Annotated in this window: 13 protein-coding genes (1 of these 13 running past the window's edge); 7 read left to right on the top strand and 6 right to left on the bottom strand. The window is 72.0% G+C overall.

Annotated elements, in window-relative coordinates; all coding sequences use genetic code 11:
* The first annotated feature begins 71 nt into the window (after positions 1–71).
* The 4 genes from DAETH_RS01275 to DAETH_RS01260 all read left to right on the top strand — a co-directional run bounded on the left by DAETH_RS01275 (position 72) and on the right by DAETH_RS01260 (position 5,100).
* Positions 72–1,784, top strand: coding sequence for a M3 family oligoendopeptidase (locus DAETH_RS01275; RefSeq protein ID WP_264776147.1), 1,713 nt, complete (start codon positions 72–74; stop codon positions 1,782–1,784).
* 72 nt (positions 1,785–1,856) lie between these two features.
* The gene (locus DAETH_RS01270) at positions 1,857–2,882 is read left to right on the top strand and encodes a GNAT family N-acetyltransferase (protein ID WP_264776146.1); all 1,026 of its coding nucleotides are present in this window, start codon (positions 1,857–1,859) and stop codon (positions 2,880–2,882) included.
* 548 nt (positions 2,883–3,430) lie between these two features.
* Positions 3,431–4,327, top strand: coding sequence for a pyridoxal kinase PdxY (gene pdxY, locus DAETH_RS01265; protein ID WP_264776145.1), 897 nt, complete (start codon positions 3,431–3,433; stop codon positions 4,325–4,327).
* Between the two features lie 14 nt (positions 4,328–4,341).
* A complete protein-coding gene (locus DAETH_RS01260; protein WP_264776144.1) occupies positions 4,342–5,100 on the top strand; it encodes a metallophosphoesterase family protein in 759 nt (252 codons plus the stop codon).
* 12 nt (positions 5,101–5,112) lie between these two features.
* Here the strand turns inward: DAETH_RS01260 and DAETH_RS01255 are convergent, their stop codons facing one another.
* Positions 5,113–5,511, bottom strand: coding sequence for a (deoxy)nucleoside triphosphate pyrophosphohydrolase (locus tag DAETH_RS01255; protein ID WP_264776143.1), 399 nt, complete (start codon positions 5,509–5,511; stop codon positions 5,113–5,115).
* 73 nt (positions 5,512–5,584) lie between these two features.
* Between DAETH_RS01255 and DAETH_RS01250 the strand changes: the two genes are divergently transcribed.
* On the top strand, positions 5,585–6,355 hold the full coding sequence (locus tag DAETH_RS01250; RefSeq protein ID WP_264776142.1) for an enoyl-CoA hydratase-related protein: 771 nt from the start codon (positions 5,585–5,587) through the stop codon (positions 6,353–6,355).
* 67 nt (positions 6,356–6,422) lie between these two features.
* The gene (locus DAETH_RS01245) at positions 6,423–7,262 is read left to right on the top strand and encodes an SDR family oxidoreductase (RefSeq protein WP_264776141.1); all 840 of its coding nucleotides are present in this window, start codon (positions 6,423–6,425) and stop codon (positions 7,260–7,262) included.
* Positions 7,263–7,265: 3 nt separating this feature from the next.
* Here the strand turns inward: DAETH_RS01245 and DAETH_RS01240 are convergent, their stop codons facing one another.
* Positions 7,266–7,478, bottom strand: a complete 213-nt coding sequence (locus DAETH_RS01240; protein ID WP_264776140.1) for a hypothetical protein — start codon at positions 7,476–7,478, stop codon at positions 7,266–7,268.
* Between the two features lie 31 nt (positions 7,479–7,509).
* Between DAETH_RS01240 and DAETH_RS01235 the strand changes: the two genes are divergently transcribed.
* Positions 7,510–8,898 carry a D-alanyl-D-alanine carboxypeptidase/D-alanyl-D-alanine-endopeptidase gene (locus tag DAETH_RS01235; protein WP_264776139.1) on the top strand — a complete coding sequence of 463 codons (1,389 nt, stop codon included), beginning with the start codon at positions 7,510–7,512 and terminating at the stop codon, positions 8,896–8,898.
* A gap of 354 nt (positions 8,899–9,252) precedes the next feature.
* Here the strand turns inward: DAETH_RS01235 and DAETH_RS01230 are convergent, their stop codons facing one another.
* From DAETH_RS01230 to DAETH_RS01215, 4 genes are all read right to left on the bottom strand, one after another.
* Positions 9,253–10,827 carry a sensor histidine kinase gene (locus tag DAETH_RS01230; RefSeq protein WP_264776138.1) on the bottom strand — a complete coding sequence of 525 codons (1,575 nt, stop codon included), beginning with the start codon at positions 10,825–10,827 and terminating at the stop codon, positions 9,253–9,255.
* Between the two features lie 75 nt (positions 10,828–10,902).
* On the bottom strand, positions 10,903–11,580 hold the full coding sequence (locus DAETH_RS01225; protein ID WP_010887388.1) for a response regulator transcription factor: 678 nt from the start codon (positions 11,578–11,580) through the stop codon (positions 10,903–10,905).
* 45 nt (positions 11,581–11,625) lie between these two features.
* Complete coding sequence (locus DAETH_RS01220) at positions 11,626–12,213, bottom strand: adenylate/guanylate cyclase domain-containing protein (protein ID WP_264776137.1); 588 nt, start codon at positions 12,211–12,213, stop codon at positions 11,626–11,628.
* Between the two features lie 162 nt (positions 12,214–12,375).
* Positions 12,376–12,703, bottom strand: partial view of a hypothetical protein gene (locus tag DAETH_RS01215; RefSeq protein ID WP_264776136.1) — the 3' portion only. 119 nt of this gene lie beyond the right edge of the window; the window shows 328 of its 447 coding nt (coding positions 120–447); its start codon lies beyond the right edge, outside the window; its stop codon occupies positions 12,376–12,378.

Raw genomic sequence — 12,703 nt, 5'->3', positions numbered from 1 at the left:
GACATTCGGGGAGGAGAGGGGGTGCTGTGAAGGTCCGGCCACCTCCCCGGGCGGGCGGTAGACTCGCTCCCGTGACCCCCCGAACCGACAGCGAGCGGGTGCTGAGCGTGCCCGCCGACCAGACCCGTTGGGAGACCTTCGCCCCCCGCTACGCCCGGCTCCAGGCCGCCGAGCTGACGCCGGAGGCCGTGCCCGCCTGGCTCGCCGAGTGGAGCGCGCTCGACGCCGAGCTGATGGGCGTGAGCGCCAAGCTCGCCACCCTGGCCGACCTCCACACGGACGACGCGGCGGTTCAGGCCCGCTACGCGACCTTTCTGGAGGAGGTCGTGCCGCAGACGACCCGCGCCGACCACGCCCTCACCGAGAAGTTGCTCGCGGTGCCGGGGTACGTCCCGGCACCCGACTTCGCCCTGAACTACCGCCGCTTCCGGGACGCCGCCGCCCTCTTCCGCGAGGCGAACGTGGAGCTGGGCGTGGAGCACGAGGCGCAGATGAACCGCCACGGGGTGATCACCGGGAACCAGAAGGTTTCCTTTCGCGGCGAGACGCTCACCGTCCCCCGGGTGGGGCAGCACCTCGACAGCCCCGACCGGGCGGAGCGCGAGGAGGCGCGGCGGGCACTTGACGCCAGCCGCCTGGAGATTGCCCCTGAACTCGACGCCCTGATGCTGAGCCTGATTCGGACGCGGCGGCAACTCGCGCGCAACGCCGACCTCGGCAACTACCGCGACTACGCCTGGAAGCGCCTCGACCGGGTGGACTACACCCCGGAAGACTGCCTCGCCTTCCACGCGGCCGTGCGGGGCGAGGTCGTGCCCCTCGCCGGGCGGATGATGGCGGACATCGCCTCCCGGCTGGGCCTCGACTCGGTGCGCCCGTGGGACTACAACCGCAACAACCTCCTCGACCCGGGGGGACGCGAGGCGCTGAAACCCTTCCGCACGGGCGCCGAACTCGAAACGCTCGCGCAGACGGCCCTGGGCGAGCTGGACCCTGAGCTGGGCGGGCGCTTCCGGGCCATGCGGGGCAGCCTGCTCGACCTCGAATCGCGCCCGGGGAAGATGACCCACGCGTACTGCCAGTACTTCCCGGTCACGAACGAACCCTTCGTCCTGATGAACGTGGTGGGCACCGCCGAGGACGTGCGGGTCCTCTTCCACGAGGTCGGGCACGCCTTCCACGGCTTCCTGAGCGGGGACGCGCAGCCGCTGGTGTGGAACCGCTGGAGCCCCATCGAGTTCATCGAGATTCCCAGCATGGCGATGGAATTCCTGACCCTGGACCACCTGGGGCACGTCTTCCCGCCCGAAGAACTCGCCCGCTACCGGGAGAAGCAGCTTCAGGGCGTGGTGGCCTTTCTCCCCTGGGCCGCCCAGATGGACGCCTTCCAGCACTGGCTCTACGCCGAGGCGGAGGGAGACATCACGGTGGCCGACCTCGACGCGAAGTGGCTCGAACTCGACCGCACCTTCCACCCCTTCGTGAACTGGGAGGGCCTGGACGAGGGGGCGCGGGCGAAGGGCTGGCAGTATTACCACATCTTCCGCACGCCCTTCTACTACATCGAGTACGCGATGTGTTACCTCGCCGCCGTGGGGGTGTGGCGCTCGTTCCAGGCGGACCCGGCCCGCGCCCTGGAGGACTACAAGGCGAGCCTGCGCCTGGGCAGCACCGTGCCCGTTCCCGAGCTGTACCGGGCGGCGGGGGTGGAGTTCCGCTTCGACCGGGAGTACATCCGGGGCCTGATGGCCTTTCTGGAGGAGCAACTCGGGACCTCCGCCTGACCCCCGAAACCCTTAGTCGCCCTCCGCCACCTTGCGGATGTACTTCCCGGCCGGGGTACGCACACTACCCCCATGACGACGCGCACCCTGACCGTGACCCCGTTCGACCCCGTGGCGGCGTCCCCGCAATCGAGGCTCGCGGTCGGGCGTCTTCTTTCCGAGAGCGAGACCTTCACCCATCCCGACGACCCACCCCGCAGGCCCGAGCGCGAGGCGGTGTGGATCACCCACGTCACCCCCGGCGAGGCCGCCACGCACTTCGCCGTCTGGGACGATGACGAGCACACCCGGGCGCTGGGCTGGACCAGCCTGGAGTACAGCCTGACCCAGAACCTGCACGCCGCGCACGCCCGGCTCACCGTCCACCCCGCGTGGCGCCGCCGGGGCCTGGGGCAGGGCCTCGCCCGGGCGCTGGGGGAGACCGCCCGCCGGGAGGGCCGCCGCCTCGTCACCTTCGGCACCACGAACCGCCTCCCCGCCGGGGAAGCCTTTGCCCGCCGCCTGGGGGCCGAGCCCGCCCTCACCCTGCGCCAGAGCCAGCTCGACCTCGCCGCCATTCCCGACTCGTTGCTGGACGCCTGGACGGCCCGCCCCGAGGGGGACCCGTACCGCCTGCACCTCTGGGAACGCATTCCTGAGGACTTCCTGGAGCGGGCGGCAGACGTGTTCATGGTGATGAACACCGCGCCCCGGGGCGACCTCGACGTGGACGACTTCCAGGTCACCCCCGAGATGATCCGCGCCTGGGACGACATGATCGCCGAGGGCGGGGAGGTCCGCCCGCTGCTGGCCGCCGAGGACACCCGCACCGGGGAACTCGCCGGGTACACCGAGGTCTTCTGGAGCCCCGAGCGCGCGGCCCTCGTCTACCAGGGGGCGACCGCCGTGCGCCCCGCCGCACGCGGGCAGGGCCTGGGCAAGTGGCTCAAGGCCGCGATGGTCCGCCACGTCCGCGTCCACTGCCCCCGCGCAAGGGTCGTCCGCACGAACAACGCCCACGAGAACGCCGCCATGCTGAGGATCAACGTGGCGCTGGGGTTCACCCCCTGGGCCGAGTTCACCGAGTGGCAGGTGCGGCTGGAGGACAGGAAGGGATGAGGGTTGAGGGGTGGGTGATGAGGGGCTGAGGGTGATCTCCCTGGCCCCTTTCGCCTGCTGGCTGCCAAGCCCAGCCTCGGCAAGCAGCCCTGCGGGTTCAAAGTCGTGGTAATGCGGTTTCACCTGAATTTGCAGGCGGAAGGCAGGGGTGGGGCGGTGGAGGTGGTCACACGCTCCCTCTCCCCAACCCTCTGCTTCGCAGCTCTACGAGTCACCCACGAGGGGAGGGGGAGAAAAGATGATGAAGCCTTTGCTTTTCAAAACGCCAATCTGGACGCCCTACGGGTGTCCGCGAACGGGCGGCCCAGGCCCACGACCACGTCGGCTCGCGCAGCGAGACGGTGGGCCCGCAGATGGGACGCGACAAGATCACACATTGCGTTCAGAGGAACACGTCCACCCGCGCCACCCGTGTGTCCTTGCCGAGCGCAGCGGAAAGCTCCCCCTGCCCCCTTTGGGGGTAGGGGGTGGGGGGTGGGGGCAAACCGTGGCAAGACGCCCGGCCCACCAAAGCCACTCCCGACAAGCCCGGGGCTATCCTCAAACCCATGACCGCCTCCCCCCCTGCCCTCCCCCTCAACCTCCTGAGCATCCAGTCGTGGGTGAGCTACGGCCACGTCGGCAACGCCGCCGCCGTCTTCCCGCTGCAACGCCTGGGCTTCGAGGTCTGGGCGATCAACACGGTCCAGTTCTCCAACCACACCGGCTACGGGGCATGGACGGGCACCGTCTTCCCGCCCGAACACGTCGCCCAGATCATCGACGGGATCGAGGCGCGCGGGGCCCTCCCGACCTGCCACGCCGTCCTCAGCGGCTACATGGGCAGCGAGGGCACGGTGGGCGCGGTGGTGGGCGCCGTGCGGCGGGTGCGGGCGGCCAACCCGGAGGCCCTCTACTGCTGCGACCCCGTGATGGGCGACGTGGGGCGCGGCGTGTTCGTGCGCCCGGAACTCCCCGACCTGATCCGCGCCCAGGCGATCCCCGAGGCCGACGTGGTGACGCCCAACCAGTTCGAGCTGGAGCTGCTGACGGGGCGCCCCGTGACGACGCTGGCGGAGGCGCTGGAGGCGGCGCGCACCCTGCGAACCCGGATGCGGGAGGGCGGGCCGCGCATCGTGGTCGTGACCAGCCTCGTGCGGGAGGACGCGCCGGGGGACGTGATCGAGACGCTGGCGGTGACCGAGGAGGGCGCCTGGCTGTGCCGCACGCCGCTGATCCCCCTCGATCCCCCCCGCAACGGCACCGGGGACGCCATCGCCGCGCTGTTCTTCGGGCACTACCTCCAGAGTGGGGACGCGGGAGAGGCCCTGGCTCTGAGCATGAGCGCCCTGTACGGGGTGCTCGACCTCACCCACCGGGCGGGGACGCGCGAGATTCAGCTCGTCGCCGGGCAGGAGGAATTCGTGCGGCCCTCACGGGTGTTCGGGGCCGAGCGGGTGGGCTGAGGGGAGGGGCGCACGTGACGGCGGTCGCCCTGCTCGCTGACGTTCACGGCAACCTGGCCGCCCTGGAGGCCGTGCTGGCCGAGCCTGAGGTTCGGGCCTGCGATGAGGTGGTGTTTCTGGGCGACGCCGTGATGAACGGTCCCCGGCCCGCCGGATGCTTGGCGCTGCTGATGGAACTCGGCCTCCCCGCCGTCATCGGCAACACCGACCTGGAGGTGTTAGCCGGGGCCGATCCCGTTGCGGCGTGGGCCAGGGAGCGGCTCTCCCCCGAGGGGCTCCTGTTCCTGGCGCGGCTGCCCCTGACCTTCCGTCCGGCTTGGGAGGGACCGGGTTCGGCTCAGGCGGAGGGCGACGCCCGGGACCTGCTGCTCATGCACGCCTCGCCCCGCAGCCCCTTCGATCTGCCCATCCTCGAACCTCACCCCCTGGGCACGACGTTCACGCGCGCTTCCGCCGACGGGGAACTGCGGGCCATGTTTCGCGGACACTGCGCCGGACTCAGCGTCTTCGGCCATATCCATTACGCCTCGTGGCGACGGCTGGGCGGGCAGGCCCTCGCCTCGGTCGGGTCCGTCGGCTTCCCATTCGACGGGGACCGACGCGCGGCTTACGGGGTCGTCACCTGGCGCGGTGGAGGCTGGACGCTCGACCACCGCCGCGTGTCCTACGACAGCGAGGCCGTGGCGCGGGAGGTGGAGGCCTCCGGCCTGCCCTTCGCCTCCCGCTCGGCGGCGATGCTCCGGCAGGCCCGCTGGTTGCCCCGCCCGGGCTGAGCCACAAAGGCCCTACCCTGCCCTATTCAGCGACGCCGCGATGGGCACGTTGCTCGCCAGCAGCCTCAACCGGGTGAGGTCGGCGGGCGCCACCCACGCCAGGGCCCGGTGCTCCAGCGGGCGCGGCTCGTCCGAGAGCAGCCGCACCCGCAGCGCCACGAGCGTGAAGGCGCCCACCGGGGTGTCGAGGTGCGAGCGGTACACCTCCTCGCCCACCGTCACCTCCGCCCCCAGCTCCTCGCGCCACTCACGGGCGAGCGCTCCCTCGACCGTCTCGCCGTTCTCCACCTTGCCCCCCGGGAACTCCCACTGCCCCGCCGCCCACGCGGGGGAGGACCGGGCGCCCACGAGCACCTGCCGCACCCCGCCCGGCCCCTCGCGCTCCAAGATGCCCGCCACGACCGTTCGCATGGGGGCAGTCTGGCGCATGAGGGGGAAGCGCCCGTCGGCCCTCCACCCTTTTTGAACCCGGTACACTTCCCCCATGACCTACGACAGCGTGCGGCTCTCCCGCGAGGGGGAGGTGGCGACCCTGACCCTGGCCCACCCCAAGGGCGCCTTCGGCCCGGCGACGTGGCGGGACCTTCCCTTGGCGCTCGGGGAACTGGGGGACGCGCGGGTGCTGGTCGTGCGCGGCGAGCGGCACTTCAGCGTCGGGCTGGACGTGGCGGCGACGGCGCCCGTGATTGCCCCCGCGCTCGGGGACCCGGCCCGTTTCAAGGCCGTGGTGGACGAGATGCACGCGGCCATCGAGGGGCTCGCCGCGCTGCCCGTGCCCGTGGTCGCCGCCATCGACGGCTGGTGCATCGGGGCGGGGCTGGAACTCGCCGCCGCCTGCGACCTGCGGCTGTGCAGCGCGGGGGCCCGCTTCAGCCTGCCCGAGGTGAAGCTCGGCATCACCGCCGACCTGGGGGGCCTTCAGCGTCTACCCCTCCTGATCGGGCGGGGCCGCGCCGCCCACCTCGCCCTGACCGGGGAGCCCATCGACGCGGCGACCGCCGAACGCTGGGGCCTCGTCACCGAGGTGCTGCCCGACGCGGAAAGCCTGTACGCCCGCGCCCGGAACCTCGCCGCGCACCTCGCCTCCCTGCCGCCCAAAGCTGTCGAGGGGACCAAGCGCACCCTGCAAGACGGCCTCACGCACGCCGAGAGCCTCGCCGCCGCCGTGGAGTGGAACGCGCGGCACATGACGGCGGAGGGACTGAAGCTTCCAGCGGTCAGCCGTCAGCCCTTAGCCCCCGAGCGCCAGAGCTAGAGGCTCAAGCCCTCCTCCCGTCTTTTGCTGAAAGCTGACGGCTGACCGCTTTCCCAAGGAGCCCACCATGACCCAGCCCCACGACCCCGCCACCACTTTCCGCCCCGACCTCCTGCGCGGCAAGCACGCCCTGATCACCGGGGGCGGCAGCGGCATCAACCTCGGCATCGCGCGTTCTTTTGCCGCCCACGGGTGCGCCGTGACGATCCTGGGGCGCAACCCGGAGAAGGCGCAGAACGCCGCGCGGAGCATCGAGGAGGCGGGGGGCCGGGCCCTCGGCGTCTCGGCGGACGTGCGCGACTTCGCGGCCCTCCAGGCGGCGGCGCAGGCCGGGGTGGACGCCTTCGGCCCGCTCGACATCGTGCTCGCGGGGGCGGCGGGAAACTTCCCGGCCCCGGTGGACGGCATCAGCCCCAACGGGTTCAAGACGGTGGTGGACATCGACCTGCTGGGCACCTACAACACCATCAAGGCGTGCGCGCCGCACCTGAGGGTGCCCGGGGGCAACATCCTCTCGATCAGCGCCTACGGGGTGCCCGTGCCCATGCAGGCACACGTCGTCGCCGCGAAGGCGGGGGTGGACGCCCTGACCCAGACGCTCGCGGTGGAGTGGGGCCTGCGCGGGGTGCGGGTGAACGCGATCATCCCCGGGCCCATCGACGGCACCGAGGGGATGGCCCGCCTCGCCCCCGACGAGCGGACGCGGGAGCAGTTCATGGGCACCGTGCCCCTGGGCCGCTTCGGGCTGCCGCAGGACATCGCCAACGCGGCCCTCTTCCTGGTGTCGGACGCCGCGAGCTACGTCACGGGCGTGATCCTGCCGGTGGACGGCGGGCAGAACATGCTCGGCGGGGCGCCGCAGTACCAGATGTACCGGCAGATGGGCCTCGCGCTGCCCAAGGGGTAAGCCTCAGCGCAGGGTGAGGCCGGAGCCGCAGCGGCAGCGGAACTTGCCCAGCGGCTCGGTCCACTCACCCCACCCCTGCCAGGTCGCCTCGCGGCTCCAGGGCCAGCGTTTCTCGCGGACGCGGACGGCGTGGCCGTGAGCCGTGCGGGTGAAGCGGTAGGCCCGCCCGCAGCGGGGGCAGTGGAGGACGTTGCCGGTGAGGTCTTCCTGGGTCACGCCCCCACAGTCTGCCCGCTATCCTGCGCCCGTGCGGCGAGTCCTGCTCCTTTGCCTCGCGCTGCTGGCCCCCGGGTCGGCGGTGCGGGCGCCGGAGCTTGCCCCGGTGGTGCGGCTCGTCCGCGAACCGGGGCCGAGCGCGGGGGTCCGGCGGGCTCTGGACCGCCTGCCGGGGAACGTGCGCGTCGGCCTGCTCGTGCGCGACCTGACGACGGGCGAGGAGCTGGAGGCGCGCGGGGCCGACCTCCCCCTCATCCCCGCGAGCACCCTCAAGCTCGTGACGGCGATGGCGGTCCTTGCCGACCGGGGCGGCGCGGGCGGGTGGTGGAGCACCGAACTCACCGTGCCCGCCGCCGAGGTGGGGCGCCCCCGCGTCTCCCACCTCACCCTGCGCGGCGGCGCCGACCCCACCCTGAGCGTGGCGGAGGGCCCCAACAGCCTGCGCTCGCTCGCCCGGCAGGCCTACGCCCGGGGCCTGCGCGAGGTCGGGGAGGTGCGCCTGGACGAGCACCCACTCGACGCCGCGACCTGGCGGGATCTGCCCCTGGGCGTGCCCATGACGCCCGTGCGCCTCTCGGACTGGCACGGCGCCCCGCCCACGTCGGCGGAGCAGGCGCGTCGGTGGGCGGGCGCGGCCCTGATCGGCGAGCTGCGCCGCGCCGGGGTGCGGGTGAACTCGGAGACGGTGGGCCACGCCCCAGGCTTCACCCCTTATCTGCCCCCCTCCCGGGTGGACGAGCGGGGCCGTCCACTCCCACCCGACCCCTTCGTGCCGGTGGGCCAGCGGCCCGAGCAGGGCGTGGCAAGCGTCCGCAGCGCCCCGCCCGGCGACGTGCTCGCCGCCACCCTGCGGCCCAGCGACAACCTGCGGGCGGAGGAGTTGCTCGCCACCCTCGCGGCCCGGCCCGGCGGGGACGGCACCCTCCCCGGCGCGCTCGCGCGGGAACGCTCGCTTCTTCGCCGCCTGGGGGTGGACCTGACCGGCGTGCACCTCGCCGACGGCAGCGGCCTGAGCCGCGGGAATCGCCTCACCGCCCGCGCCCTGGTGGAGTTGCTGCGCGGGGCGCACGATCTCCCCTACCCGGCCGGGGAGCCACGCGCCGAGGAGCCGGGCGAGGTCTACCGCGAGCGCCGCAACATTCTCGCCGAGGCCCTGCCCCGGGCGGGGACGGGCGAGGCTGACCCGAGGCACGACGGGCGCGGCGGCACCCTCGCGCGGCGGCTGGTGGGCTCGGGGCTCGACGTGCGCGCGAAGACGGGCACCCTTCCGGGGGTGAGCGCCCTGGCCGGGTACGTGACGGGCGGGAGCGGCCACACCCTCGCCTTCGCCGTGCTGATGAACGGCCCCGAGGACGCCCCGATCCTCACCCTGCGCGCCCTCCAGGACGAGGTCGTGCGGGCAGTCGCCGCCGCGCATTGAAGCGAGTCGGTCAGCGCCTGTTTGGGCAGGAGGTCCTCAGTTGCCAATTGCTCACTGAACTCTTTGACTCCTCCCCCTCGTGACGTTTGATGAGCAATCCGCTGAACAGCGTCATGGTGAGGGTCTTTTTCTCCCTCTCCCCTTGCGGGTGACTCACAGAGCTGCGAAGCAGACTTGTAAAGCTCCGAAGGAGAGGGTTGGCGAGCGGCGCTCGTCACCCCGCTCGTTCTTCTCTCGGACGACAAAACGCTCCGACAGCCCGTCTCGCACTTCATATCAAGGGCTGGGAGGTGAGAACGCCCACGTCCTCTCAGCCCCTCATCGCCCCCTTCCAGGCCCTTTTCAACCACGCCCTCACGGCACGTCGTCGTCGAGTTCGGGGAGGTTGCCGACCGGGAGCTGGACGTGGGCGGTGGTGCCCTTCCCGACCTCACTCTCCAGCCAGATGCGCCCGCCGTGTGCATCCACGATGCCCCTCGCGATGCTCAGGCCCAGGCCCGCGCCCCCCTGGTCGCGGCTGCGGCTGTCCTCGACCCGGTAGAAGCGGTCGAAGAGGCGGGCCAGGTGCTCGGGCGCGATCCCGGGGCCGTCGTCCCCCACGCTCAGGCGCACCTCCCGCCCGTCCTCCTGGAGGCTGCTCGTGAGGGCGATGTGGCGGGCCCCCGCCTTGAGGGCGTTGCCGACGAGGTTGATGAGCACCTGCTTGAGGCGGTCGGGGTCCCCCTCGAAGACCACGTCCTGCCCGCCCGCCGTCAGCGCGGTGCCCTGCGCCTGGGCCAGGGGGGCGAGTTCGCGCGTGACCTCCGCGAGAAAGGGGCCCGAGAGGATGGGCTGGCGGGTCAGAGTGAGCGCCCCGCTGTCGGAGCGGGCGAGCTGGAGCAGGCTGGCGATCAGGTTGGTGAGCCGCTCGGACTCGCTGCGGATGATGCCCAGGCTCTCGCGCTGCTGAGGGGTGGGCTCAGTGCGGCGCAGCAGGTAGCTGGCGTGCCCGCTGATCGCCGTGACCGGCGTGCGCAGCTCGTGGCTGGCGTCGCTCGTAAATCGGCGCTGCGCCTCGAAGCTCGCCTCCAGGCGACCCAGCATCGCGTTGAGCGCCCCCGCCAACGCCTCGACCTCGTCCCCCGTGCCCGGCTCGGGCACCCGCTCGCCCAGGTTCTGCCCACCGATCCGCTCGGCGGCGCGCTGGACCTGTCGCAGGGGATGCAGCGCCCGTCCGGCGAGCAGGTAGGCCCCCGCCCCCGCCGTGATCAGCCCGACGACGAAGAGCAGCAGGATCACCCGCCGGAGCTGGGCCAGGGTGTCGTGGAGGGCGGTCAGCGGTCGGCCCACGTAGGTGATGGCGAGGGTCTCCTGGGGCCCCCCCAGCCCGCTCGGCTTGAGCTGCACTGGGGCGAGCGTGATCAGGAAGCGGTAGGGCGTGACCCGCCCGCTGTACGCCTCCTTGATGTCCCGCTCGACCACGATCTGCGCGTCGGGCGACTCGATCAACCGGGTGAGTTCCGCGTCGCGCAGCTCCAGGGGGGCGGTGCGGTCCAACCCGATGGGGGGACGGCGGGTAGCCTCCGCCAGGCGGCGCACGTAATCGAGCAGTTGCCGCCGCGCCCCCGGGCTCCGCGCCTGATTCAGCGCCGACCGCAGGCTCTGCGCGTCGTAGAAGGCCAGCTCCTCGATCTGGATCGCGTCGTTGGGGAAGAAGTAACGCAGGGGCGAGAGGCTGCCCGCCACGTCCTGCTCGGGCCCCTCCCCGGGAACGCCGAGTTGAAGCTGGCTCACCGTGTCGGTGAAACTGCGGTACGTCCGCTGCAACTCCCGGTCGAGGTTGCCCACCAGGCTCGTGCGCATCAGGAAGAGCGCCGCGAACCCCACCACCGTGAGCAACACCGCGAGCAGCGCCGTGTAGAAGAGGGTGAGTCGCCAGCGCAGCGTCATGGCGACTCCCCAGGGGGGCGGACGCCGGGCGTGGCGGGCAAGGTCCTCACGCCCGGCAGTCTAGCTCCGCCCCGGCTACTCCTCGCGCAGCACGTAGCCCACGCCGCGCACGGTGTGGATCAGCCGCCGCTCGCCGCCCTCCTCCAGCTTGCGGCGCAGGTAGCCGATGTACACATCGACCACGTTGCTCCCGCCGGTGTACTCGGGCCAGACCTTCTCCTCGATCTCGAAGCGCGAGAAGACCTTGCCGGGATTGCGGGCGAGGAGTTCCAGCAGCTCGAACTCCTTGGCTGACAGCTCGACCCGCCGCCCCCCCCGGAAAATCTCGCGCCCGTCGAGGTTCATCACGAGGTCGGCGACCCGCACCTCGCCCGTCACCGCCGGGTTCACCCGCCGCAGGTGCGCGCGGACGCGGGCGAGGAGTTCCTCGATGGAAAAGGGCTTGATCAGGTAGTCGTCCGCCCCCGAGTCGAGGCCCTCGACCTTGTCCTGAATGCCGTCTTTGGCGGTCAGGATGATGATGGGCGTGTTGCTCGTCTTGCGAATGCGCCGGGCCACCTCCAGGCCGTCGAGCACGGGCAGCATCAGGTCGAGGATCACGAGGTCCGGGTTGACCTCCCGGAACTTGGACAGCCCCGTGACCCCGTCGAAGGCGACCTCGGTCGCGTACCCCTCGGCCGCGAGTTCGAGTTCGATAAAGCGCGCGATATCTTTTTCATCCTCGATGACGAGGACCAGGGGCTTGCGTTCCATAGCGGCAGTCTAGGGACCGCTCTCATGAGAAGGCCGCCCGGGCGCTTAACCGGTTTTCATAGCGCCCGCACCAACCTCACGGACGGTGTAGGCGCGGCAGTCGGGCCCGAACCCCGCCAGCGGGGGCAGCGTCCGCGCCGCCAGGGCGCCGGGAAACCCCATCTGGGCCGCCGTCTCGCCGCACACCAGCGTCTCGCCGGGCAGGGCGGCGTCACACAGGCGCCGGGCGTAGTTGACGGGCAGGCCATAGGCGCTGAGCTGTCCCCCCACCTGGCCGGTGATCACGGCCCCCAGGGCGACGCCCGCACGCACCTGCAGGTCGACCCTCAGGGCGGCGGCGAGCCCCAGCTTCGCGGCCCGCTCGTGCGACTCGTGCCCGGCGGCGACGCCCGACCCCACCCCGCCCGGCGGCCACAGCCCCAGCACCGCGTCCCCCTGATGCTGCAACACCCGCCCGCCGCGCGCCTCGAAGCTCAGCACGAGCACCTGCACGAACTCCGCCATCAGCGCGGCGTAGTCCTCCAGCGGCAGCAGGTGCGCCAGCCGTGTGCTCCCGACGAGGTCGACCATCACGAGGCAGGCCCGCTCGTGGTCGGGGCGCCGGGCTGGGAGGGGAAAGAGCAGGTCGGTCATTGGGTCTTCAGGAACATCATGCTCCTCCCATTGTCCTCAGTAAACCCCCACCTCCCTCACATTGGGGGTGGAGCCAAGTGACCGCCGCTCGGAGAGGCATATCGGATGCCCCGACCCCTGGACAGAGGGCGGGCTGCATAGCGGCTTCTGCCCCCGCCCGGATCAGAGCAGGAAGCCGTGGAGGGGGGGCAGGGTGCGGAAGGACACCCACTCGCCGACCTCCGCCCCCGGCAGCTCCTCGAAGGCGCCGAGCACGAGCGGCAGGCGTGCATGCACCACCCAGACGCGCCGGGAGACCGCCAGGAGTTTGCCCACGCCCTCCACCTCGGAGACGCCGACGACGGTCAGGGCTTCGCGGGCGCGGCCCAGCTCGTCCGGGGTCAGAACGCGCGGCCCGTCCCCCCGGCGGTCGAGAACCCCGTGGACCACCACCCGGGCGGGGCCGGGACGCCCTCGGTAGGGTCCGCTGCGGTCGAAGAGGTACAGGACG

It is taken from the genome of Deinococcus aetherius (assembly GCF_025997855.1).
In the GTDB taxonomy this organism is placed as follows: domain Bacteria; phylum Deinococcota; class Deinococci; order Deinococcales; family Deinococcaceae; genus Deinococcus; species Deinococcus aetherius.
The sequence above is the reverse complement of the archived record's forward strand: the minus strand, read 5'-3'. Positions and strand labels throughout refer to the sequence as shown.

Coding starts and splice junctions, on each gene's coding strand:
- DAETH_RS01270 (WP_264776146.1), top strand. CDS start 1,857: ATGACGACGCGCACCCTGACCGTGACCCCGTTCGACCCCGTGGCGGCG.
- pdxY (WP_264776145.1), top strand. CDS start 3,431: ATGACCGCCTCCCCCCCTGCCCTCCCCCTCAACCTCCTGAGCATCCAG.
- DAETH_RS01255 (WP_264776143.1), bottom strand. CDS start 5,511: ATGCGAACGGTCGTGGCGGGCATCTTGGAGCGCGAGGGGCCGGGCGGG.
- DAETH_RS01250 (WP_264776142.1), top strand. CDS start 5,585: ATGACCTACGACAGCGTGCGGCTCTCCCGCGAGGGGGAGGTGGCGACC.
- DAETH_RS01245 (WP_264776141.1), top strand. CDS start 6,423: ATGACCCAGCCCCACGACCCCGCCACCACTTTCCGCCCCGACCTCCTG.
- DAETH_RS01230 (WP_264776138.1), bottom strand. CDS start 10,827: ATGACGCTGCGCTGGCGACTCACCCTCTTCTACACGGCGCTGCTCGCG.
- DAETH_RS01225 (WP_010887388.1), bottom strand. CDS start 11,580: ATGGAACGCAAGCCCCTGGTCCTCGTCATCGAGGATGAAAAAGATATC.
- DAETH_RS01220 (WP_264776137.1), bottom strand. CDS start 12,213: ATGACCGACCTGCTCTTTCCCCTCCCAGCCCGGCGCCCCGACCACGAG.